Source organism: Pseudomonas ovata, from assembly GCF_003131185.1.
Taxonomy (GTDB): Bacteria; Pseudomonadota; Gammaproteobacteria; order Pseudomonadales; family Pseudomonadaceae; genus Aquipseudomonas; species Aquipseudomonas ovata.
Genome location: NZ_QFFU01000010.1, coordinates 1 through 22,185, shown reverse-complemented (window position 1 = coordinate 22,185; position 22,185 = coordinate 1). Strand labels below are relative to the sequence as shown.

At 62.1% G+C, this 22,185-nt stretch carries 19 protein-coding genes; 2 read left to right on the top strand and 17 right to left on the bottom strand.

Translation table 11 applies throughout. The features are described 5' to 3' along the window. Window positions 1-133 precede the first annotated feature (133 nt). The 15 genes from ssuE to DGA31_RS14980 form a co-directional block, all read right to left on the bottom strand. Window positions 134-715 (bottom strand): NADPH-dependent FMN reductase, encoded by a 582-nt coding sequence (gene ssuE, locus DGA31_RS15050; RefSeq protein ID WP_109513095.1) that lies wholly within the window; start codon window positions 713-715, stop codon window positions 134-136. A 205-nt stretch (window positions 716-920) separates the two neighbouring features. Beyond that, on the bottom strand, window positions 921-2,009 hold the full coding sequence (locus DGA31_RS15045; protein ID WP_109513094.1) for a polysaccharide biosynthesis/export family protein: 1,089 nt from the start codon (window positions 2,007-2,009) through the stop codon (window positions 921-923). Between the two features lie 58 nt (window positions 2,010-2,067). Then, window positions 2,068-3,471 carry an undecaprenyl-phosphate glucose phosphotransferase gene (locus DGA31_RS15040; protein WP_109513093.1) on the bottom strand — a complete coding sequence of 468 codons (1,404 nt, stop codon included), beginning with the start codon at window positions 3,469-3,471 and terminating at the stop codon, window positions 2,068-2,070. 12 nt (window positions 3,472-3,483) lie between these two features. Then, a complete protein-coding gene (locus tag DGA31_RS15035) occupies window positions 3,484-4,683 on the bottom strand; it encodes a glycosyltransferase family 4 protein (protein ID WP_109513092.1) in 1,200 nt (399 codons plus the stop codon). A gap of 140 nt (window positions 4,684-4,823) precedes the next feature. Further along, window positions 4,824-5,921, bottom strand: a complete 1,098-nt coding sequence (locus DGA31_RS15030) for a glycosyltransferase family 4 protein (protein ID WP_109513091.1) — start codon at window positions 5,919-5,921, stop codon at window positions 4,824-4,826. Window positions 5,922-5,981: 60 nt separating this feature from the next. After that, on the bottom strand, window positions 5,982-7,208 hold the full coding sequence (locus DGA31_RS15025) for a glycosyltransferase family 4 protein (protein ID WP_109513090.1): 1,227 nt from the start codon (window positions 7,206-7,208) through the stop codon (window positions 5,982-5,984). Then, window positions 7,205-8,206, bottom strand: coding sequence for a glycosyltransferase (locus DGA31_RS15020; RefSeq protein WP_109513089.1), 1,002 nt, complete (start codon window positions 8,204-8,206; stop codon window positions 7,205-7,207). The genes DGA31_RS15025 and DGA31_RS15020 overlap by 4 nt, the downstream gene beginning before the upstream one ends. A 50-nt stretch (window positions 8,207-8,256) precedes the next feature. Continuing rightward, entirely contained in the window at window positions 8,257-8,745 is a 489-nt protein-coding gene (gene rfaH, locus DGA31_RS15015) for a transcription/translation regulatory transformer protein RfaH (protein ID WP_109513088.1), read from the bottom strand. A 4-nt stretch (window positions 8,746-8,749) separates the two neighbouring features. Continuing rightward, window positions 8,750-9,529 (bottom strand): WbqC family protein, encoded by a 780-nt coding sequence (locus tag DGA31_RS15010; RefSeq protein ID WP_109513087.1) that lies wholly within the window; start codon window positions 9,527-9,529, stop codon window positions 8,750-8,752. An 81-nt stretch (window positions 9,530-9,610) separates the two neighbouring features. Then, entirely contained in the window at window positions 9,611-11,827 is a 2,217-nt protein-coding gene (locus tag DGA31_RS15005) for a polysaccharide biosynthesis tyrosine autokinase (protein ID WP_109513086.1), read from the bottom strand. After that, a complete protein-coding gene (locus DGA31_RS15000; RefSeq protein ID WP_056839022.1) occupies window positions 11,828-12,280 on the bottom strand; it encodes a low molecular weight protein-tyrosine-phosphatase in 453 nt (150 codons plus the stop codon). After that, on the bottom strand, window positions 12,270-13,205 hold the full coding sequence (locus tag DGA31_RS14995; RefSeq protein WP_109513085.1) for a glycosyltransferase family 2 protein: 936 nt from the start codon (window positions 13,203-13,205) through the stop codon (window positions 12,270-12,272). Before DGA31_RS14995 ends, DGA31_RS15000 begins: the two co-directional genes overlap by 11 nt. A gap of 3 nt (window positions 13,206-13,208) precedes the next feature. Then, on the bottom strand, window positions 13,209-14,714 hold the full coding sequence (locus DGA31_RS14990) for a lipopolysaccharide biosynthesis protein (RefSeq protein WP_056839026.1): 1,506 nt from the start codon (window positions 14,712-14,714) through the stop codon (window positions 13,209-13,211). A gap of 2 nt (window positions 14,715-14,716) precedes the next feature. Further along, window positions 14,717-15,832, bottom strand: a complete 1,116-nt coding sequence (locus DGA31_RS14985) for a DegT/DnrJ/EryC1/StrS family aminotransferase (protein WP_109513084.1) — start codon at window positions 15,830-15,832, stop codon at window positions 14,717-14,719. Between the two features lie 59 nt (window positions 15,833-15,891). Further along, window positions 15,892-16,674: a hypothetical protein gene (locus DGA31_RS14980; RefSeq protein WP_109513083.1), complete on the bottom strand. Its 783-nt coding sequence runs from the start codon at window positions 16,672-16,674 to the stop codon at window positions 15,892-15,894. 887 nt (window positions 16,675-17,561) lie between these two features. Between DGA31_RS14980 and DGA31_RS14975 the strand changes: the two genes are divergently transcribed. Beyond that, entirely contained in the window at window positions 17,562-18,740 is a 1,179-nt protein-coding gene (locus tag DGA31_RS14975; protein ID WP_109513082.1) for a cysteine desulfurase family protein, read from the top strand. Window positions 18,741-18,792: 52 nt separating this feature from the next. Then, the gene (locus DGA31_RS14970; RefSeq protein ID WP_109513081.1) at window positions 18,793-20,601 is read left to right on the top strand and encodes an aminopeptidase P family protein; all 1,809 of its coding nucleotides are present in this window, start codon (window positions 18,793-18,795) and stop codon (window positions 20,599-20,601) included. A gap of 18 nt (window positions 20,602-20,619) precedes the next feature. On the opposite strand, the gene DGA31_RS14965 is transcribed toward DGA31_RS14970, so the two are convergent. Beyond that, a complete protein-coding gene (locus DGA31_RS14965) occupies window positions 20,620-20,910 on the bottom strand; it encodes a hypothetical protein (protein ID WP_056839036.1) in 291 nt (96 codons plus the stop codon). Between the two features lie 170 nt (window positions 20,911-21,080). Further along, window positions 21,081-21,965 (bottom strand): threonine/homoserine exporter RhtA, encoded by an 885-nt coding sequence (gene rhtA / locus DGA31_RS14960; RefSeq protein WP_056839038.1) that lies wholly within the window; start codon window positions 21,963-21,965, stop codon window positions 21,081-21,083. Between the last annotated feature and the right edge of the window lie 220 nt (window positions 21,966-22,185).

The window sequence follows — 22,185 nt, the reverse complement described above, 5'->3', positions numbered from 1 at the left end:
AGCGCGCTCTGCCCGCGACCGAGTGCGCAGCGCTCGCAAAATTGATGCAACGCCACACATTTACGATCTGAAAATCTGCGAAATGCCACTATTTTACGACTGCTAACGCAGCCGGTCGCGGGCAAGCGCGCTCCTACAACGCCAGTTGTAAATGGGTGCCGGCGGCTTTCTGGCGGGTGTGCAGGCGGTGCTGCAGGCTGCGCAGGAAATGCTCCAGCCCCTCATGCAAACGCTCGGTCAGAACCTGATCGAGCACGCCGCCTTCAGACCCGTCGCCGTAGCTGATCTGGCTGTCGATGGCGAAGATGCCGTGCAGCACTTCCTGGGACTTGAGCGCCGACAGCACCGGCTTTAGCGCATAGTCCACCGCCAGCATGTGCGCCATGCTGCCGCCGGTGGCCAGCGGCAGCACCACCTTGCCATACAGTGCCCGTTCGGGCAGCAAATCCAGCAGCGTCTTGAGCGCCCCGGAGAACGAGGCCTTGTACACCGGCGTGCCGATCAGCAAGCCATCGGCCTGCTTCACCGCTTCGATATACGCCTGCACCTGCGGGCTGTCGAAGCGGGCGAACAACAAGTCCTCGGCATTGAAGTCACGAATGCGCAGCGTTGTCACATCGACACCGTGCTGCGCCAGCCAGGTACCGGCATGGGCCAGCACCACGCCGGAACGGGAAGTGGGAGAGGGACTGCCAGAGAGTGAAACGACCAACATCGGGGAGATTCCTTGCAATAGGCGTCTGACGGTAAAGCAGCTTGCGTGCCAGTCCGCAGGGTGGTCTGCAGGCCACGCAGTGCAAGGGGGCGAGGCGGGTGGGAGCTTGCGGGTGATGCTCCAGCAACAGGCCGGTGTCGAATGGCTGTTGCTGGAACAACAGGGGGTAAAGGGGACAAACGTGCAAGAGCGGCTGTGGCGAGGGTCAATTGCGGAACGAGGCACCGGTCTGTACCACGCTGGCCGAGCCCAGCAACTGGCTGATGAAGCGGCTCCAGCGGGTGATATTGGCTGGCCCCACGAACACTACATCCTGTGCCTTGAGTTCGAACTGTCCGGCCAGCAGGTAGGCGGTGGGTTTTTTGGCCTTGAGGTTGTAGACCGTCGACACGGTATTGGCCTGGGCATCGGCCCCGCGAATCACATACACCGCATCACCATCGGCGCTGTCAGGGCTCAGGCCGCCGGCGTTGCCCAGCGCTTCGAGCAGGGTCACGCGCGTGGTCCCGAACGATAGCACTTGCGGAGTGCGCACTTCACCGAGCACGTAGATGCGGTTTTTCGAGTTGCTGTTGAGGTGCAGGTAATCGCCGTCCTTGAGGTAGATGCGGCTCAGTTGCGAACCGCGGCGGTTGAGCGAGTCGATGTCGATCAGGTAGTCGCGTCCATCGCGGCGCAAGGTCAGGCCGGCGAGGTTGGCATCGGTGAGGTCGACGCCGGCGGTACTGACCGCCTGCACCAGGCTCAAGGGGATATTGGTGATCGGTTGCGGACCCGGGGTCTTGAACGAGCCCGACAGCAATACCCGCTGGCTGTTGTAGCGCAAGACTTTGACGTCGACCTTGACCTCGGTGTACTGCGGTGCCAGGCCCATGCGCAGTTGTTCGCGAATCTGCCGCACGGTCTTGCCCGCCGCCTGGATGCGCCCGATGTACGGAAAGTACAAGGTGCCGTCGCCCTGCACTTCACGGGTGTTGGCATCGAGTTGGTCCTGGGAGCCTGGCGCGGTGAGCTCGGGGTGTTCGAACACCGTGACCAGCAGCGTATCGCCCGGTCCGACCTGGTATTCAGGCGTCTTGTAGTTGAGCAGCTCGGGCGGTAGCGGCTGGCCGTTGGCCAGGGCCACATCCTGCGCCTGTTGCAGGCTTTGCGGGGTAATGTCGACCAGCCGGGCCTGGGGACCGTCAGGGTCATGGGCTTCGATGTCGTCCTGGGTCATGTGCTGGCCGGGGGCAAAAGCACAGCCTTGCAGGAGCAGGGCAAAGATCATTGCAGCGGCGAGAGGTCGCTTCATAGGGCGGTTTCCTTCCTGAGAATTCGCGGGGGGCCATGGGAGGTGTCGACGTGCAGCGTCAAAAGGCGTTCTTGTTGAGAAAGCCCTTGAACAGGGTCAGCAGGATGATTTTCAGGTCCAGCCAGACCGACCAGTGCTCGATGTAGTGCAGGTCGAATTCGACCCGCTTGCGCATTTTGTCCAGCGTGTCGGTTTCACCGCGCCAGCCGTTGACCTGGGCCCAGCCGGTGATGCCGGGCTTGACCTTGTGGCGCAGCATGTAGCCGTTGACCTGCTTGCGGTATTGCTCGTTGTGCGCCACGGCGTGCGGGCGCGGGCCGACGATGGACATGTCGCCGCGCAGCACATTGAAGAACTGCGGCAGCTCGTCCAGCGAGGTGCGGCGCAGGAAGCTGCCCAGCGGCGTGATGCGCGCATCGTTGCGGGTGGCCTGGCGCACCACGTCGCCATTTTCCTGCACGGTCATGCTGCGAAATTTCCAGACCATGATCGGCCGGCCATCCAGGCCGTAGCGACGCTGGCGAAACAGCACCGGGCCCTTGGAGGTGAGCTTGATCGCCACGGCGATGATCAGCAGGGGCACGGCGATCACGGCCAGGATCAGGCAGGCCAGGACGATGTCTTCCAGGCGCTTGACCACGCCCCAGGCACCGTCCATGGGCGAATCGAAGATGCTGATGGTCGGCAGGCCGTTGATGCTTTCGCTGCGGGCGTGCAGCAGTTCGAAGGTGAACACGTCAGGAATCAGATAGACCGAGGCGGTGGTGTCGCTCAGGCCGGTGATCAGCTCGCGCAACTGCGGCTCGGCCTGGGTGATGTACACCTTGTCGATACGGCCACAGCGGGCATCCTCGATCAGTTGTTCAAGGTTGCCCAGCACCGGGACACGTAGCCTCCGGCTGCGCAGGTCGGTCTGTTGCGGGCAGGAGTCGTAGAAGCCCAGCAGCTTGAGGCCCATCCATGGCGCATCGTTGATCGAATGGGCCAGGCTCACACCGACCTGGCCGGTGCCGAAAATCGCCACCCGCCGGGTATTGAAGCCGCGTCGGCGCAAGGCGTGCAGCCCCTGGCGGATCAGAATCCGGTAGCCGCACAGCACCGTCAGCACCAGGGCGAACCAGGTCATCTGTTGGGGCGCCGGCAGGTCGCGCTGGCCCAGCAGCAGGTAGTTGCTCGACAGCAGGATCACGAAGGCCAGCGCCCACCAGGTGAACACCTTGGTCAACTCAGTGGCAATGCGCTCGCCGCGCCAGGAGCCATACAACTGATGAAACTCGCTGAGCCAATGGAACGCCAGCACCGCCAGCAGAATCTGCAACCAGGCTTCGGTGTGGTCGAACAGCGGCATTTGCTGGTGTTGCCAGTAGCCGATCGACACGATGACCAGCAAATCCAGCAGGCGATGGGCAACTGACAGGATCGATTGATGGGCATGCAAGATGCCGCGTACAGGGTTGTCCATGACCGTCTTGCCTCATGCCGACTCGATGGGGGCGGCACGTACCGGCAGCTCGTTCGGTAGGGGCACGGGCAGGCGTACGTCCTGGACCGCCAGGCGGGTGTTGGCCAGGCGGCTGTCGACGAAGGCTTCGAACTGCTGCTCGAAACGGCTGACCGAGAAACGCTCGGCATTGAGCCGGCAGGCCGTGGGTGTGATACGCGCCTGCGCGGCTTCGAATTCACGGACTGCCGCGCAGAGCGACTCAATGTCCTGGTGCTGGAAAAACACCCCGGTGGGCGTCGGGTGGTCCAGGCCCAGAATGGTTTCCAGCGCGCCGCCCTTGCCATAGGCAATCACCGGCGTACCGCAGGCCTGGGCCTCCAGCGGGCTGATGCCGAAGTCTTCTTCGGCGGCGAACACAAAGGCCTTGGCGGCACGCATGTGTTGCAGCATGACCGCCGCCGGCTGGTAGCCGAGCAGGCTGACGTTGGGCGCTGCGATGGCTTTGGCACGGGCCATGTCCGGTCCGTCGCCAATCACCACCAGGCGTTTGTCGGGCATGGCCGCAAAGGCTTCGACGATCATCGGCAGGCGTTTGTAAGGCACCATGCGCGAGGCGGTGAAGTAGTAGTCCTGACGCGGGCCCTGGGCGGTGAAACTGGAGGTGTCCACCGGCGGGTAGATCACCGTGGATTCACGCCGGTAGGCCTTGCCGATCCGCGCGCCGATAAAACCTGAAACCGCAATGAACTCGTCCACGCCGGCCGCCGTGCGCTGATCCCACAGGCGCATATAGTGCAGCACCATGCGCGCCAGCCGACCCTTGAAGCCCTTGTCCAGGCCCGATTCGCGCAAGTACTGGTGCTGCAGGTCCCAAGCGTAGCGAATGGGCGAATAGACATAGCTGATATGCAACTGGTCGGGGCCGGTCAGCACGCCCTTGGCCACCGCATGGCTGCTGCTGATCACCAGGTCGTAGCCGGACAGGTCCAGTTGTTCGATGGCCAGCGGCATCAGCGGCAGGTAGCGCTGGTAATGCTTGCGTGCGCCGGGCAGGCGCTGGATGAAGGTGGTGGTGGCCATCTTGCCGCCCAGTTGCACACGGTCCTTGTCGCTGAGAAAGTCGATCACGGCAAACAGGTCGGCCTGGGGCCAGATGCGCAGCAGCGAGGCCAGGGCGCGTTCGGCGCCAGCGTAAGTCACCAGCCAGTCATGGACGATTGCGATTTTCATGGGTCTTCCTTGATGTATGGAATCTCGCTACATCAGGCGCATACAGCAGGCGTCTAAGCGTGTAGGAACGGCTTCAGCCGTGAAGGGCATCACTAAAAGAGGTTGTGTTGTCGGCTGACACGGCTTGTCAAACCACGGCTCTACTTGTTGGAGCCATTGGCGGTCTTGCCTGGTCGGGCGTGAGCGGCTTGCAGGTTGTCGATGTGTTGCGACAGGCGCTGCGCCGAACGTTGCCAACTGAAGCGCGCCGCATTGGCCAGCCCCTGGCGGCGCAGCGACTGGCGCAAGGCCGGGTCGTGGAGAACGCGCTGCATGGCGGCGGCCATTTGCCCGACCTCCAGCGGGTCGAAATACAGCGCACTGTCCCTGAGTACCTCCGGGATCGAGGCGGCCTTGGCAGCCAGCACCGGGCAGCCGCAGGCCTGGGCTTCGAGCGGTGGAATGCCGAAACCCTCATACAGTGAAGGAAACACGAATGCGGTCGCGCCCTGGTATTGGGCCAGCAGTTCCTGGTCATCGAGACGGCCCAGAAAACGGATGCGTGGATCGCGGCTGGCCAGGCGCTGCAGGTCAGGCTCGGCGAACAGACCATTGGTGGAGCCGACAATGTGCAATTGCAGGTCCGGCTGGCCGCGCAAGCTCAGGAACGCCTGGATCATACGGGCAAAGTTCTTGTGGACGCTGGGTGAGGACACGGCCAGCAGGTAAGGGCGTTCGACCTGTGCAGCGGGGTTGGGCACAAAGTGTTCGGTCACCGCATTGGGCAGGGTCAGGATGCGCTGCGGGTCGATCTTGTAGAAGCGCGATATTTCACCTTTGGAAAACTCGCTGGGTGTCAGCAGTGTCCTGACCCGCGACAGCAGGATCGGAGTCATGAGCCGGTAGGCAACGCGGAACTTCCACGAGTAGGTGTGGGGAAACCGCACATAGGTGATGTCATGGTGCGTGGCGATCTGGTTGGCATAGAACACCGGGCTGGTGCTGCACAGCGACACCAGCAGCGGATTGCCTTGCTGGCGCAGGTAGCGGGGCAGGTCGAGCTGCTCCCACAGGTGGCCCCGATGGCGGCCGATGCAACGTGCTTGCAGTACGCCTGCGATGTGATGCGAGTGGATGTCATGCGGGGCGACGAACACCACGTCGTCGCGCAAGCGCTTGAGGGCCAGGCTGATTTGCTCGGCATAACGCTGCACGCCGGTGACAGGCTGGGTAAGGAACCGGGCATTGATAACGATCATCGTGTGCTTCCTGCAAGGATGAGCTGTAAGAAGAAGGCGACGGCATGACCCATAAAGCTCTCAGAGCGAAGGATTGACCGGGATCAGCCGCCGCTCGCGCAGGGCCTGGGCAAATATGCGTTCATAGCTGTCGAGCATCAGGTCCAGATCGAGCAAGGCGGCGACGCTGCTGCGGGCCTGGGCGCCGAGGCGTGCCAGCAGGGTCGGGTCCTGATGCAGCCGCAGCATCGCCAGGCCCAGGGATTCCGGATCGTCGGGGTTGCACAGCAAGCCGTTGAACGGGTCCTGGATGATCTCGACCAGGCCGCCCATGCGGCTGGCAATCACCGGTTTGGCGTGGGCACAGGCCTCGACGGCGACCATGCCGAACGGCTCGCTCCACATCGAAGGCACCACGGCTACATCGATGCCGGCATAGAACTGCTCGGGCCTCTGGTAGCCGACGAAGCGGATGCGTTCGCTGACGGCCATGGCCTTGAAGCGTTGCTCGTCGGCCAACTGCCCGCGTCCGGCGATGTCCAGCGTGGCCTTGAACGGCAGGCGCAAGAACTGTTCGATCAGCCAACCCACGCCCTTGGGTTCGGACAGCGTGCCCATGTAGCCAAAGCGCAGCGGTGCGTCGGCCGCACGCGGGGCCTGCGAAGTCGTTGGCGGTGGGGCAAAAGGGCTGGCGTTGTACACCACATGGCTGTGGGCATGCTGAAAGTACCCTTGGCCCTGCAAGCGTTCGAGCATGAAGCGGCTGACCCCGACCACGCTGTCGACCTGCGCCGAGCGTTCGGCATGACCCTTGCGCAACTGCACGCACAGCCCACACTGGCGCTGGCAGTCATGACCCTTGCGAAACATGGTGCTGCCAGGGCACAGCAGGTAGAGGTCATGCAGCACCTGCACGATGGGTCGCTCATGCTGACGAATCTCGTCCCAGGCCGAGACCGACCAGCCGGTGAGGTTATGGCAGACCACCAGGTCCGGTTGTTCCAGGGCAATGACCTGACTCAGATAACGGCGCATGCTGCGGTTGTAGCGGTCGCGCAGGTGCCAGCCCAGGCGCTTCAGCCGGCCGGGCCGCTGAGGGGTGAAGTGCCAATAGAAGTTACGCAGGCCGGCGCGATAGACCCTGACCTGATTGACGCTGTCCTGATGCAACCCGGCCTTGGCGCCAGTGGCCAGTACCACGACCTGATGACCACGTGCCTGCAGGCCCTCGACGGTGCGTTGCAGGATGATTTCGGCACCGCCGCCGATGTCCGGGGCATACAGGCTATTGAGGAAGAGCAGTTTCATAGTGGATAGGACCGGTTCAGGCCCAACAGGCCGGACTCACCGTCGGCGATGGCCTTTTCCAGCAGTTTCAGGCGTGCGCCCGCGTCGCAGCGGCGCGCAAAGACCCGCAGCAGGCAGAAGAACAGCCAACGGTTGAAACGATAGACCTGCGGCGAGGCAGCCCACACGTGCTTGTCGAACCACGCCTGGTTGCGTGCGCCGTAGTAGGCGCGCAGGTCGGAGCCGCCGAGCAGGTAGTTTTCATAGATATTGCTGGTGCGCGCCTTGATGTTCCACGAGTGCTCCAGGTCATCGAGCAAGGCCTCGGGCACCAGGAAAATCCGCCCGCCACCGGCGGTGATGCGCCAGGTGTATTCGGTGTCGTCGGCGTAAAGCTTCAAGGCATCCAGCGGCAGGCCAATGCGTCGATACAGGCTGTGGTGGGCCAGCAGGCCGCCGTAGGTGGCAAAAGGCAGTTGCACCAGTGATGGCAACTGATGCTCGGGTCGGGGCCGGCCCCACGGCAGGCGGCGCCATAGCTTGTAAGGCAGCTGGGTAATGTGAAAGCCGAAAAAGCTTGAGCGCGGCTGGATGGCAAAGCGCTGCGGCACCCCCATGGCAATGTCGGCCTGGTGGGTCGGCCGAAAGCCCACCACGGCCACCCGGTCGGCACCGTAGGTCGGCTGCAGACGCTGCAGCCGGTCGTGCAGGGCCTCGATGGCGTTGATGGTCGGGGCGTTGTCATCGTCCATCAGCCACAGGTAGTGCGCACCGGCGTCCAGTGCCGCCTGGATACCGACGGCATAGCCGTTGGCAGAACCTGTGTTGGTGGGCAGGTCAATGACCTGGACCCGGTCGGGCCAGGTCTCGACCAGCATGTGCAGCGGTGCGCTGGAGGCGTTGCTGACGACGATGACGCGCTCGATCTGCGGGCTTTCCAGCGATCGGCTGATCAGCGTGTGCAAATAGGTGTAGCGGTCACCGTAGGTCAGGGTCACCAGGGTGGTCAGGTTGGGCATGGTGCAAGTTCCGCTCATGAGGCCGAGTTCAAGACAATAAGAGGCGCCGCTCAAGCCCTGGCCGGCACGCGGGTCAGGCTGCTCAAGGGCAAGACCACCTTGTGCTGGCGTTGCAACAGGTTGAGCAGGATCACCGCGCGTTCAGCGCCGTCCAGGGCAAGAAAGATCGCTTCGACGTCGCTGAAGCTGCCGCTTTTGATGCGCACCGCCTCGCCGTGGGCGAATACGTCGTGTGGTGCCGGTCGGGCCAGGCGCTGGCGGATCTGTTCGATCAGCTCGTTGTGCACCGGCACCGGCTGGGCGCCGAAGGTGACAATGCGGGCCACGCCACGAGTGGAGCGGATCGGGTACCAGTTGTCATGCACCTGGTCCATGCGAATGAACAGGTAGCCTGGAAACAGCGCTTCCTGGCGCGCGGTGCCGGTGGTCAGTGGCTGGTAGCACTCGAATTGCTGGCGCTGCAGGTGCTCCAGGGCGCGCAATTCCTGGCGCGGTTTGGTCTGGATCAGGTACCAGCGCGCTGGATCAGGGGTCGACATGGGCTTACTCCACGGCCAGTTGAGGAATCAGGGGTCGCACAATGGCGCCCAGGCCGGGGTCGTTGGCAGCACTGCCTTCACTGATGGTGAAGCGATCGAGCAGCGCGCGGGTCTGTTCGACGCTGTTGAACATCAACACGTCGATGATCGACAGGTTGTCGACAAAGTGCTGGCCGAACTGTGGGTAGCGAACCGGGTTCATGGTGAAAAAACGCAGCAGCAGGCCGTTGCGGGCAAACAGGTCGCGTTCGTACAGGTCGAAACCGCCGATAGGGTTGAGAAAGGTGGTCGCCGAAAAGGTGCGGGCAATGTTGATGACCCGATCCTGCTTGTCGTGGCATGAGGCCAGTTTCAAATCCGAGCCGCGCAGGATCGGCGTGGTGATGCGCAGCCAGGCGCATAGCTCGCGCAGGGCGTTTTCGGCGTACAGCGCCAGGTTGTGCTGCGGGAAGCGGATCAGCCGCTCGATCAGCGGCATGACCTCTGCGAAGTACGGCGCCTTGCGGTAACTTTGCTCGATCAGGTTGACCAGCCGTCCGGCCTCGGTGTCGAAGTCGTCGGCCAGGCGGCGCTGCATGATGGGCAGATTGAAGTGATCCTTCTTGACCGGGAAGGTCAGCAGGCGCGGCTGGCCATTGCTCAGGATCCGGTTGCGGTTGACCCAGCCGGCGCGGATGAACTGCAGGTCATCGCCGAGGATGAACACATCGGCGCGGTTGATCAGTTGGAAGTACCCCAGGTAGGGGAACAGGTACGGCTGCATCATTGCGATAGTCCTGGCCACGGTTAACTCCTTTTAGTGATGGCTGGCCAGCCCCTGTGAACACCTTGGGCATTCATGGGGTCTGGAGTGGGCGCGCCCTGTTCACTTGCGTACAGGGTGATAGCTGTATCCATAGGTGGTGCAGTCGTACTCGGCGGTGGAAGCCTTGCGGATGGTGGCGTTGAAGATCGCTCCCTTGATCAGGATGCCGTTCTGGTTGAGCCGGCGTTTGCAGGCTTCAAGTTCCTTGGTGGTGGTCAGGCCGAAGCGCGCCACCAGCAGGCAGGTGCCGGCCTGGCGACCGACCAGCGTGCCGTCGGTGACCGCCAGGATCGGCGGGGTGTCGATGATGATCAGGTCGTACAGCGGCGACAGCTCGCTGAGCATCTTGTTAAAGTTGTCGTGCATCAGCAGTTCGGAGGGGTTGGGGGCGGCAAAACCACAAGAGATAAAGTCCAGGTGACGCACTTCAGTGCGGTTGATCACCTCAAGGCACTTGAGCCGCGCCGCCAGGGTGTCGGACAAACCGTGCCGCGACTGCACGCCCAGCACCTTGTGCAGGTAGCCCTTGCGCATGTCAGCATCGATCAGCAGCACGCGCTTGCCGGTCTGCGCAATGATCACCGCCAGGTTGGCCGACACGAACGACTTGCCGGCGCCAGGCAGGGGACTGGTGATCATCAGCACATTGTTGCGCGCTTCGAGCATGGCAAAGTGCAGGCTGGTGCGCAGGCTGCGCAGCGATTCCAGGGCCAGTTCCTCGGGCGCACGGGTGCTGAGCAGGCGCGATTCGCGCGGGGCACCGTGGCCGGTGGCCGCCTTGTCCAGGCGCTCCTGCTGGCGTGAATAGGGCAGTGAGGCATAGACCGGCATGCCAAGGCTTTCGATGACCTCCGGATTCTCGATGCCGCGATAGAACGCCTGGCGCACGAAGATGATCGCCACGGCGAGCAGCGCGCCCAACAGGGTGGCAATCAGCACCACCAGTTTCTTCATCGGCTTGACCGGTTTTTCGACGTTGCTGTCGGCGTTGTCGATGATGCGCACATTGCCGATGCTGCCCGCGCGCAGGATGTCCTGCTCCTGGCTCTTGTTGAGCATCAGGGTGTAGGTCTGGCTGATGACCTGCATGTCGCGGGTCAGGCGCAGCAGTTCCTGCTGGGCCTGGGGCAGGGCGTCGATCTTGCGCATCTGGCCCTGCTTCTGGGCTTCAAGCTGGCTGATCTGGCTCATCAGGCTGCGGTAGGTCGGGTGCTCGCGGGTATAGAGGCGCTCAAGCTCGACACGCTTGAGCTTGAGCTCGCTCAGTTGTTTGTCCAGCTCGACCACCTGGTCGAGCACCCCTTTGGTTTCGATCGACAGGTCCACCGAGCGCGAACTGGTCTGGAAGGTGTTCAACGCCGCTTCCGAGGCTTCGAGCTGCTTGCGCACCATGGGCAATTGCGAGCGCAAAAATTCCAGGCGCTGCGCCGCTTCGGCCGAGCTGCGTTCGACGTTCTGGCGCACATACAGGCGGCTGACTTCGTTGAGCACCGCGTTAGCCTTGAGCGGGTCGGGGTCTTGCAGCAGCAGGTAGATGATCCCCGAGTCCTTGCCGGCTTCGGTGATCTTCAGCCGCTCCTGCCAGGCCAGGGCGGTGCTTAGATTGCGCTGGCGGATCACAGTGAAGCCGGTCTGCGGGCGGGCATTGAGGGTGGCGACCTGAATCTTGATGCCCTGGCCTTCGCTGCTGCGCCCTACGGTGCCGTTGAGCAGCAGATGGCCGTCGGGGTCGTAGAGCGCGTACTGGCCCGGTTTGCCGGCCACCAGCTTGAGTTTCTCGCCCAGCAGGGCCTCGGGTACTTCAAGCTGGAATACGTCCAGCTTTTCGCCGCCCCACGCATAGCCCTCCAGGCCGAACAAGGGTTCAGCCAACTGGCCGGCGTACTCGGGTGCAAAGGTGCGAAACAGCCACGGCCCGATGACCGGCAGGCGGTCAGGCTCGGTTTCCACGTTCAGGCGCAGGTCCTCGACCACTTTGCCCAACAGCGCGCGGGACTTGATCAGCTCGATCTCGGTGGTGGCCTGGGAGGCCGACATGGGCTTGTTGCTGACTTCCGGAATGCCCTCGATACCGACCTTGCGCGGCTCGACCTGAATCATCGCCGAGGCCTGGTACACCGGGGTGGCGAGGATGGCGTAGAGCACACCGATCAGCATGAATACACCGGTCATCCACAGGATCAGGCGTTTGTGGTCGAGCAGGGTGCGCAACAGGGTGGCCAGGTCGATCCGGGTGTCCTGGGGGGTGTCCAGAGAAGTGCGGTTCATGACAGTCATTTATCTCGGATCTCCTGACTGAAGATAAGGAAGCCAGTCGTCGACACAGCGCGACAAGTGCACGTAGGTCTGTTCGAAGGCGGTTTTTGCACGCCGGTAGGGGTCGGCAATGTCCGTCGGGTGTTGCCAATGGCCGATCAAAAAGGTGCGGCCACGTATTTCCGGCGCCAGGCGGAACAGGCCGTGCAGATGGGATGGCTCCATCGCCAGGATCAGGTCGGCGCGGCGCAGCCTGTGGCGGTCGACCTGGCGGGCCTGATGCGCAGGTGGCACCAGGCCATGGTCGCGCAGCACTTCTTGCGCCAGGCGATCCATGGGCTCGCCAATCAGGGCATGCAGGCCGGCCGAGTGCACCTGGATGCCCGGGGTGGCCAGCCGTGCCCGCAGCATGGCCTCGGCCATCGGGCTGCGACAGATATTGCCCGTGCAGATCACCAACAGCTCACTGAACATAGGCTTTACGGGTGGCCTGGCGCAGGCGCCGGCCAAGGTTGACCATGACATTGCGCGCCACGGTCAGCATGGCCTTGATCTTGTGCGCCGGCGACAGGGCCGCCAGCGACAGGCATACGCTCTGGCTCAGGAAGTGCTCGTACAGGGCCTGGTTGCCCAAGCGGTTGTAATAGTTGGCCAGGCTGGAAGCGGTTTGCAGGCTCATGTGCAATTTGCGCTTGTCGCTGCGCATGGAAAAGATCCCGCCGGCATGCAGGCGGTAGGCAGCCGGCTTGATCTCGGCCATGAACTTGCCTTTGCCGTGGGCGCCCAGCAGCGACCACCAGCACAGGTCGTTGAGCGGCGCGATGCGAATCTGCAGCTCCGGCGGCATGCTGGTCAAAACGTTGCGAAAGCAGGTGGTCAGGGTCGAGATCGGCCGGGCCTTTTGCAGTTCCAGCGCGCTGGCGTCGCGGCGCAGGTCCCCCTGCAACTGGATGCCATGCTGCTTGTGCTCATCAAAGGCCATTGCGTCGTGGTAGGTGATGACGTAGTCGGGGTGGCTTTCCAGAAAGTCCACTTGCAGCTGCAGCTTGCGCGGATCGGTCCAGTAGTCGTCGCCCTCGCAAAAGGCGATGTAGCGCCCGCGGGCTTCAAGAAACAGGTCCGGCACGCAAGGCTTGCCTTGCCGGTACTGGTTTTCCTCGTGATAGAAGGGTCTGATGATTTGCGGGTAGCGCTCGACGTACTGCGCGATGATGCGCGCGGTGTTGTCGGTCGAGGCGTCGTCATTGACGAGGATTTCGAAACTGAAATCGGTCTGTTGCGCCAGAAAGCTGTCCAGGGTCTGGGCGATGAAGGCTTCCTGGTTGTAGGTCGGGCAGACAATGCTCAGCAGCGGTGTCTTGGCGCAATCGGGGCGCGTGTGGCGGGCAAGGGCATCCATGGCTCAAGTACTCGGTTTGCTCAACGATAGGTAAAGCTTGTGCATCAGTGGCCGGTAGCTGACCGCCACCAGCAGCAAGGTGACCAGGCCACTGGCGGCCAGGCCCAGTAACAGCGTCAGGCGGTTGGGCCCCAGGCCTGCGATCAGTTCGAACAGCGGGTTGCTGAGCGCCAGGCCCAGCGCGGTCATCAGGCTGATGCGCAACAGGTCGCGCAGCCAGGGACCGTGCACGGCAGGCGCCAGGTGTCGGTGCACGATCAGCGGCCAGATGGCCAGCGACACCAGGCGCAGGCCGAACCAGGCCAGGGCCGCCCCCAGCACCCCCAGTTCATCGATGGCCCAGACCAGCAGCGGTACGCTGATGACGGCCGACACCAGGCTGTAACCGACATGCAGGCGCATCTGGCCATAGGCGTATTGCAGGTAGAACTGGAACGCACTGATGGCCATGATCGCGCTTCCCAGGGCATACCAGCCCAGCACCGGCTGGCTCCAGCGCGCGGCCGTCTCATCGCCGGTCCAGGCGTAAATCAGCGCTTCGCCATGCAGGGCAATGATCGCCGCCAACGGAAACAGCACCGTGCAGACCAGCCGGTGCGCGGCCAGAAACAGGTTGTGCATGTCGTCTTCACGGTCCTCGGCCACCAGCCGGGTGAGGCGTGGCAGCAGAGTCTGCACCAGAGGGTTGGTCAGGGTCAGGATGCCGGTGGCGACCAGCGCCACCAGCGAAAAGTACCCGTACTCGGCCAGCGGCAGGCGTTCGGACAGCAGCACCTTGTCCATCTGGGTCAGAACAATCCATAGCACGGCGGTCAGCGACAGGCTGGCGGCAAACGGCAGCACCGGCCTGACCTGCACGCCGTCGAAGCCGGCCAGCAAGGCGCCGGGCATCTGCCGCCAGGCGCGCACAGCGAACAGCAGGGTCTCGACCAGGCTGATCAGGGCCTGAAACAAGAAGAAATCACGCACATCGCTGGACACCGAACTGACCAGCCACAGCGCGCCGAAATAGCGCAGGGTGGCAATCAGCACATTGGCGCCATTGAGCCAGGCGTGCTGTTCCAGGCCTTGCAGGCCGCTTTTATACAGCGTGGCGTACAGGCGCAGGGCAATGATCACGCCCATCAGGCCAATGCAGTCGCTGACGCTTTGCGCCGACAGACTCTGGGCATTGAGCCAGTGGCTGGCGATCCACGGGCTGGCCAGATGGATGGCCAGCGCGCAACCCAGGGTCAGGGGCAGAAAGATGATCTCGAACGAGCGCAGCAGCCGCCCACAGTTCAGGCGTCCTGAGCGGGTCGCCGGCTGGTGGGCCACCGCACGGACCAGGCTGGGCGACAGGCCGGCGTCGAGCAGTTGCAACCAGGCCTGCATGACGGTGAAAAACCCGATCAGGCCGTAGGCTTCGGCCCCCAGATGCCCCAGGTAAAAGGGCATGACCGCAATTCCTGTCCCCAGCACGTAAGCCTGGCCGGCATAGTTCAGCACGGTGTTGCGAATCACCGACATGCTCAATACTCGACTGGCGCCACGACCGGGCGAGTGCGGCGTGGGCTGCACGTTTCCAGCACGCTGTCGATCACGCGATTCTGGTCTTCGTGCGGCAGGCCCGGGTAGATCGGCAGGCATAATACCCGGTCGCTCAGGGCGCGGGCGGCGGGCTGGCCCGGCTGTGGCTGCAGGTATTCCAGGGTGTCCAGGCACGGGTAGAAATAGCGCCGCGGATTGATGCCGCGGGCATTGAGCAGGCTGCGTACCTGCAGTAGATGTGTCTCATCGCTCAGGGCGATCGGGTAGTAGCTGTAATTGGCCTGGCTGTGGGTTTGCGGTTGCTGCAGGTCGACATAATCACGCAGCCGCGTGGTGTAACGGTCGGCGATTTCGGCCCGCGCCTGCAGAATGGTGTCGATGTCGTCAAGAATGCACAGCCCCATCGCTGCGCAAAACTCATTGAGCTTGGCATTGATGCCAATGCCCTCTATGCGGTCGACGCCGCTGATACCGAAGTTGCACAGCAGCATGGCACGCCGGGCCACGTCATCGTCGTTGGTGATGATGGCACCGCCTTCGATGGTGTGGAACAGTTTGGTGGCGTGAAAGCTCAGGATGCTGATGTCGCCCCAGGCATACACCGATTGTCCGGCGTAGCGCACCGAGAACGCGTGCGCGCCGTCATAAACCACCTTGAGTTGGCGTCGACGGGCGATTTCGTCGATGGCCTGTACCGCGCACGGGTTGCCGAAGACATGCGTGGCGACGATGGCTGAGGTGTCGGCTTCGATCGCCTGTTCGATGTGCCGGGGTGACAGGTTCCAGGTCTTGGGGTCGATGTCGGCAAAGAGGGGGCGAATACCTTCCCACTGCAGCGAACTGCTGGTCGCCACGAAACTGAACGGGGTGGTGACGGCACTGCCGGTGAGGTTCAGCGCCCGATAGGCGATCTGCAAGGCCAGGGTGCCGTTGTTGGTCAGGATCACATGGCGTACGCCCAGGTAATCACGCAAGCGTGCCTGCAACTCTTCGACCAATGGTCCGTGGTTGGTCAGCCAGCCGCGTGCGTAAATCCCTTCGACATAGCGCTTGAACTTGTCGATATCGCCAAGATAGGTCTTGGTCACATTAATCATCGAAACCTCCGTGTCAGTGGGTTCAGCAGGCTGTGGCAAATAAGGCGGACAGGTATGGATCAGGATGCTTGCGGCGGCTCGTCGCGCAGGGCTCTGGCGCTGAGACGGGCGGCGCGGCGCTGGCTGTATCTGAGAATCAGCCGGGTCGCCAGGCTGCCGCTGTGCGGGTCGCCAAAGTGCAGCAGCACCGTGGCGCGCATCAGGCCGGGGCTGCACGGCTGATTGGTGTGCAGGGTGCGATAGCCCCAGAACAGGTAAAGATTGCCGGGCACCAGCGGCAGGATCATTGGCTTGAGCCAGCCGCGCTGGATGGCCTGGCCCATCAACCAGCGGCTGGCCTTGTTCTGCAGCAAGGCCTTCTGGATCAGGTTGACCAGAATCGACTGGCGGGCGCGGCGAAGGTTGGGAAACAGCATCAGGTCACCGCGCTCCTGGCCTTCGGTGGGGATGTGAATCGGCACCAGCACGGTGACCAGGCTGGCGTCGAAGTGAAAACAGTTCGACTCACGGCGCCCTTGTGCGCCCTGTACACAGCGCAGGACCGGAAAGATCCTGGAACTGAGGCTGTCGTGACCGGTGGCCAGCCGATAGAGCGCGGCCAGTAACTGCTTGAGTTGCGGATTCGACCAAAGCTGCACCAGCACCTTGTGATTGAGGTGTTGCTCACCGTGATAGGCAAAGTACTCGCCCGGGTGGCGCTCGGCGTGCTCACGGGTGAAGGCGCGCAATTGCGCCAGGTCTTCCTGGCCCGGCAGACCTTCGATCCGGGCATAGCCTTGGGTGTCCATCAGGCCGGCCAGCGTGGTGGCGCAGTCGGTGACAGCTTCAGCAGTGGATGACATTCGGTACACCTCATGGGCAGGGGGAGGCGAAAAACCAAAGGCATGGCGGCAGGGCCTGGCTTGTCAACGATCCGTTCGGCCACGCTACCGCCCCAGGCACAAGCACCAGGCGGGGTGAAGGCAGGCAAGGCAGGCCCGTGACCGTCAGCCACAGTCGGCCGTGAGGGTCGGAAAACTTTTGGGCAAAGCTACCGCCATACCGAACAGGTTCAGTCATTCAAATAGGGGTATGCGAGTCGACAGACATCCAGCGGCATGCAGCAGCACCGTGGAAACAACCGGGATACAGGGTTACAGCGATGTGGGGTCACTACGACCATTCCGATGCAATGCTCTGTGGCATTGGCATAAAAGCCAGGAATCGTCAGACAGGTCTATATATTGAAGCTGTGTGGGAATCTGTCAAATTATTTCGTCAATTTCCTGTTAAATTTTTAATAAAGCCCAAGTTGTAAGTTCTAACCGTTTGAATTCAGTAAAAGTCAAAAAAACAACAGGGTGTTTTTTCGCTTGGTATGACGGTTTTCTGGCAGTCGGGCAGACCTTCATGAATCACATCTGCTGCCTGAAGTTGACACACGACACGGCGTTCAAGTCACGGTAGAGCACGTTGTACCAAGCGTTGAGCAATATCGGCAATCTGCCTGTGACGCGGTGCGATACAAGGCTTTTATTGACGAAAGCCGGCTGGGAGTGACACGAATGGCCTTGCAAGGTTTTTTATTCTTTTTATGAATATATAAATTCAAATTTAGAATTTTTAGTTCTATTTGATTGGGTGCATCATGCTTTCATGGTTATGCCATCACCCCTAACAGGTGTGAGGCAGCAACGTGCCGCCGCGGCCCTGTTCGACTGGCCGGGCCGTGTATATCAGGGGAATGTTCATGAGCAATAGCGCACTGTATTTCGACTACGCCGCCACCACGCCCGTGGACGAGCGTGTCATCCAGGTGATGGTGGCCTGTCTGGGGCAGGCGGGTCACTTTGGCAACCCGGCCTCCAGTTCCCATGGGTTCGGTCAACAGGCGCGAATGCTCGTGGAGCAGGCCCGGCAGCAGGTGGCAACCCTGGTGGGCGCCCGTTCCGGGCAGATCGTCTGGACCTCCGGTGCGACCGAGTCCAACAACCTGGCGCTCAAGGGTGTGGCCGAGGCGTACACGCAGCGCAGCGGCAAGACCGTCGGGCATATCATTACCAGCCAGATAGAACACAAGGCCATCCTCGATACCGCGCAGTACCTGCAAGGGCGGGGGGTAGACGTCACCTACCTGGCGCCGGACGCCGATGGCCTGATCAGCGCCGAGGCGGTCAGCGCCGCCTTGCGTGACGACACGTTTCTGGTGTCGCTGATGCTGGTCAACAACGAGCTGGGCACGGTCAACGACATTGCGGCCATTGGTGAGCGCGTACGCGAGCACGGCGCCTTGCTGCATGTGGATGCCGCTCAAGCAGCCGGCAAGCGGCCTATTGACCTGAGCACGCTGGCGGTCGATCTGATGTCGTTCTCGGCGCACAAGCTCTACGGGCCCAAGGGCATCGGCGCCTTGTACGTCGGGCCGCGTGCCGAAAAACGGGTGTTGGCGCAGATTCACGGCGGTGGTCACGAGCAGGGCCTGCGCTCTGGAACCCTGGCGACTCACCAGATCGCCGGCATGGGGGCGGCCTTTGCCTTGGCCGCTGAATCACTGGATAAGGAGATTGCCTGGACCCAAAGGCTCAATGACCGTCTGTGCGAGCAACTGGCAGGCATCAAGGGGCTGGTCATCAACGGCAGCCGCGAGCAGCGCATCCCGCACACCCTGAGCCTGACGTTCACGCGCCATGATCTGGATGTGGCCGCTTTGGGCAAGTCGCTGGCCTTTTCTTCGACCTCGGCCTGCAACTCGGCGAAAAATGCACCTTCTCATGTGTTGCTGGCGCTGGGCCTTGATGCGGCAGCCGCCAGCCAGACCATTCGCCTGAGCCTGGGGCGTTTTACTTGCGAGGCTGATATTGACGGCGCCGCCGGGCTGATTCAGGCAGCTCTGAGTCGTCCACCGTTCTGGGCGGTTGCTCAGTCGTAAGCGCTGCTCCATTATCTGTCCCAAGGTCAATTCCGGGTCAGCAGGAGCGGTAATGAGTAAGCAAACCAATGCCCATGCAGGCGCAAGCGAGCGTCTGGCGCAGGCACGGGCGGTGATGAGTCGTGAAAAAATCGATGCCTGGCTGGTGCCCTCGGCCGATCCGCATCTTTCCGAATACTTGCCGGGGTTCTGGCAGGGGCGCCAATGGGTGTCCGGGTTTCATGGTTCGGTCGGGACGCTGGTCGTCACTCAGGATTTCGCCGGCCTTTGGGCTGACAGCCGTTACTGGGAGCAGGCGAGCAAGGAGCTGGCCGGCAGCGGCATCGAGCTGGTCAGGCTGTTGCCCGGCCAGCCGGGGCCGCTGGAATGGCTGGCCGACCAGGCCGAGGCCGATACCGTGGTCGCGGTCGACGGGGCGGTATTGGCCGTAGCCTCTTCCCGAACCCTGGCCAGCAAGCTGTATGACCGTGGCGCAAGATTTCGTACCGACCTGGACCTGCTCACCGAGTTGTGGCAAGACCGTCCGGCCTTGCCGACCCATCCTGTCTACGAGCATCTGCCGCCTTATGCCACGGTGTCGCGCCGGGAAAAGATCGAGCGACTGCGCAAGACCATGGCCGAGCGCGGGGCTGACTGGCACTTTATCGCGACTTTGGATGACATTGCCTGGCTGTTCAACCTGCGCGGCTCGGACGTGTCTTATAACCCGGTGTTCATTGCGTTTGCTCTGGTCGGGCCCAAGAGCGTCACCTTGTTTGTCAGTGGCGAAAAGATCGACGCTGCGGTGCGCCAGAGCCTGCAGCGCGACGGCGTCAATCTGCTGGAGTACAGCCAGATTGGGGCTGCGCTGCGCCGGGTGCCCAAAGCCGCACGACTGTTGGTCGATCCGGCGCGTGTCACCTGTGGCCTGCTCGATTATCTCGACAGCGAGATCAGCCTGGTCGAGGGGCTCAATCCCACGACCTTGTTCAAGTCGCAGAAGAGCGCTGAGGATTTGCGCCATATCCGTCTGGTGATGGAGCAGGACGGTGCGGCGCTGTGTGAGTTCTTTGCCTGGCTGGAAGCGTCCCTGGGGCGCGAGCCGGTCAGTGAACTGACCATTGATGAGCAACTGGGGCTGGCCCGGCAGCGGCGGCCCGGTTACGTGTGCCCCAGTTTTGCGACCATTGCCGGTTTCAATGCCAACGGTGCCATGCCGCATTACCGTGCCACTGAAGCGGAGCATGCGCAGATCGAAGGCAATGGCCTGTTATTGATTGATTCCGGCGGTCAATACCAGGGCGGAACGACTGACATCACGCGAATGGTTCCGGTTGGCGAACCCAGTGTGATGCAGAAGCAGGATTGCAGTCGCGTACTCAAGGGTGTGATTGCCTTGTCGCGAGCGCGTTTTCCCAAGGCAGTGCCTGCGCCGCTACTGGACGCTATCGCTCGCGCACCGATGTGGGCCGATGGGGTCAACTACGGTCATGGCACCGGCCATGGTGTAGGTTACTTTCTCAATGTGCATGAAGGACCACAGGTGATTGCCTACCAGGCACCGGTCACCCCACAGACGGCCATGCAGGCGGGCATGATCACGTCGATCGAGCCTGGAACTTACCGGCCGGGGCGTTGGGGGGTGCGTATCGAGAACCTGGTGATCAACCAGGAGGCGGAGCAGACCGAGTTTGGCGAGTTCCTGCGCTTCGAAACCCTGACACTGTGTCCGATCGACACGCGTTGCCTGGACTTGTCGTTGCTCAATGCGGACGAGAAAGGGTGGCTCAATCGCTACCATGCCCATGTCCGCCAACGCTTGAGCCCTTTATTGCAAGGGGCTGCATTGCAGTGGCTGCAAGCGCGTACCGTCGCTGTCTGATCAAGCGGCAAGCGTCGCTCAGAGGCGTGATTTCTTGCAGATGATGATCATGCTGCGACTGGTGTAGCCGGCGGGATTCAGGCCGAACGGGTAATCGCCCGGGTCTTCGACGGCATCACCGGACTTGGCGATTACCCTGTATTGCCCGGACTGGCAGGTATTGGCTGCAAGTTCCTGGCACCTCTCCCAAGAGGAAGACAATCCCGAGCAGTTGATATGAATGCCGCGTTTGCCCAGCACAACGGGCTTGGCTGTCGCGGCGCATCCTGTCACGCCAAGCAGCGCCAGTACGATAACAATGTATTTCATCCCGTTCCTTAACCGGCCATGTCTGAAAGCCACTATCGGGCCTGAGTCTTTGTACTCAAGGGATATCGATCGGTTCACAGATATTTCCCGCAAACTGCATCGGTCAGGCTCTAAACATGGCGCATGCGCGGAACAAATGCTAGTGCCTTGTCATGTATCGTGATTGAGAATCAGTCGCCCGGCACCAGTTTGGGGCGCTCTGGCGTGGCCGACAGGGTGACGCCAATCGATGCCAGGATGATTGCGCCCATGGCCAGCCATTGCAGCGCCGACAGCTGCTCGTGCAGAAACAGCAGGCCAGACAAGGCAGCGATGACCGGCTCCAGGCTGGCCAGTGTGCCGAAGGTGCGCGTCGACATACGCGTCAGTGCCACCATTTCCAGGCTATAAGGCAAGGCGGTCGACAAGATGGCCACGCCGATGGCAGCCGGCAGCAAGCCGATGTCCAGCAGGGCCGAGCCGGCGTGTGCCACGCCAAAGGGCGCGACGAACAGGGCGGCGACGATAACGCCAAGGGCCGCAGTCTGTACGCCGTTGCCTTCACCGGCTTTCTGACCGAAAACGATGTAGGCGGCCCAGCAGGCACCGGCGCCCAAGGCATAGGCGGCCCCTAGCGGATCGAGGCTGGCACTGCTGCGGCCGTCGGGGATCAGCAACAATAGGCCGCCGACGGCCAGGGCGATCCAGACGACATCGATTGTGCGGCGTGAAGTCAGCAATGCCACGGCCAGAGGGCCGGTAAGCTCCAGTGCTACGGCAATGCCCAGCGGCACACTGCGCAACGACATATAGAAGAGCAGGTTCATCCCGCCCAGTGCGATGCCATACACAATGATCATGCGCAGCGATCGAGCCGTCAGGCGAACGCGCCAGGGGCGCAGGACCAGGATCATGATGAGACTGGCAAAGATCAGTCTCAGCGTGGTGGTGCCCTGAGCACCAATGGCAGGGAACAGGCTCTTGGCCAGTGAAGCGCCGGTCTGGATGGAAACCATCGCGATAATCAGCAGCCCCAGAGGGAACAGTATGGAAGAGGGGGGTGACGAGGGTTTCATGGCGGGTGCTGTCCTGAGGGTGCTGTCTATATATAAGAAGCATAATGAGTAACCTGAACGGTTTGCGCAATATAATGCGCATTTATTTAATTTCGGCCTGGTTTGAAATTAAGTGTTGACGCCCTGTCTCAGCGCTCTATAATGCGCACCATTCCCGCCGCGGAAGAAACTGAAAACTCCTTGAATATCAATGAGTTGGATAAGAAATCGGCGAGGGGGT

Excerpts from the sequence above, each read along its gene's own strand:
- ssuE (WP_109513095.1), bottom strand. The coding sequence starts at position 715 with ATGTTGGTCGTTTCACTCTCTGGCAGTCCCTCTCCCACTTCCCGTTCC.
- DGA31_RS15045 (WP_109513094.1), bottom strand. The coding sequence starts at position 2,009 with ATGAAGCGACCTCTCGCCGCTGCAATGATCTTTGCCCTGCTCCTGCAA.
- DGA31_RS15040 (WP_109513093.1), bottom strand. The coding sequence starts at position 3,471 with ATGGACAACCCTGTACGCGGCATCTTGCATGCCCATCAATCGATCCTG.
- DGA31_RS15035 (WP_109513092.1), bottom strand. The coding sequence starts at position 4,683 with ATGAAAATCGCAATCGTCCATGACTGGCTGGTGACTTACGCTGGCGCC.
- DGA31_RS15030 (WP_109513091.1), bottom strand. The coding sequence starts at position 5,921 with ATGATCGTTATCAATGCCCGGTTCCTTACCCAGCCTGTCACCGGCGTG.
- DGA31_RS15025 (WP_109513090.1), bottom strand. The coding sequence starts at position 7,208 with ATGAAACTGCTCTTCCTCAATAGCCTGTATGCCCCGGACATCGGCGGC.
- DGA31_RS15020 (WP_109513089.1), bottom strand. The coding sequence starts at position 8,206 with ATGCCCAACCTGACCACCCTGGTGACCCTGACCTACGGTGACCGCTAC.
- rfaH (WP_109513088.1), bottom strand. The coding sequence starts at position 8,745 with ATGTCGACCCCTGATCCAGCGCGCTGGTACCTGATCCAGACCAAACCG.
- DGA31_RS15005 (WP_109513086.1), bottom strand. The coding sequence starts at position 11,827 with ATGACTGTCATGAACCGCACTTCTCTGGACACCCCCCAGGACACCCGG.
- DGA31_RS15000 (WP_056839022.1), bottom strand. The coding sequence starts at position 12,280 with ATGTTCAGTGAGCTGTTGGTGATCTGCACGGGCAATATCTGTCGCAGC.
- DGA31_RS14995 (WP_109513085.1), bottom strand. The coding sequence starts at position 13,205 with ATGGATGCCCTTGCCCGCCACACGCGCCCCGATTGCGCCAAGACACCG.
- DGA31_RS14990 (WP_056839026.1), bottom strand. The coding sequence starts at position 14,714 with ATGTCGGTGATTCGCAACACCGTGCTGAACTATGCCGGCCAGGCTTAC.
- DGA31_RS14985 (WP_109513084.1), bottom strand. The coding sequence starts at position 15,832 with ATGATTAATGTGACCAAGACCTATCTTGGCGATATCGACAAGTTCAAG.
- DGA31_RS14980 (WP_109513083.1), bottom strand. The coding sequence starts at position 16,674 with ATGTCATCCACTGCTGAAGCTGTCACCGACTGCGCCACCACGCTGGCC.
- DGA31_RS14975 (WP_109513082.1), top strand. The coding sequence starts at position 17,562 with ATGAGCAATAGCGCACTGTATTTCGACTACGCCGCCACCACGCCCGTG.
- DGA31_RS14970 (WP_109513081.1), top strand. The coding sequence starts at position 18,793 with ATGAGTAAGCAAACCAATGCCCATGCAGGCGCAAGCGAGCGTCTGGCG.
- DGA31_RS14965 (WP_056839036.1), bottom strand. The coding sequence starts at position 20,910 with ATGAAATACATTGTTATCGTACTGGCGCTGCTTGGCGTGACAGGATGC.
- rhtA (WP_056839038.1), bottom strand. The coding sequence starts at position 21,965 with ATGAAACCCTCGTCACCCCCCTCTTCCATACTGTTCCCTCTGGGGCTG.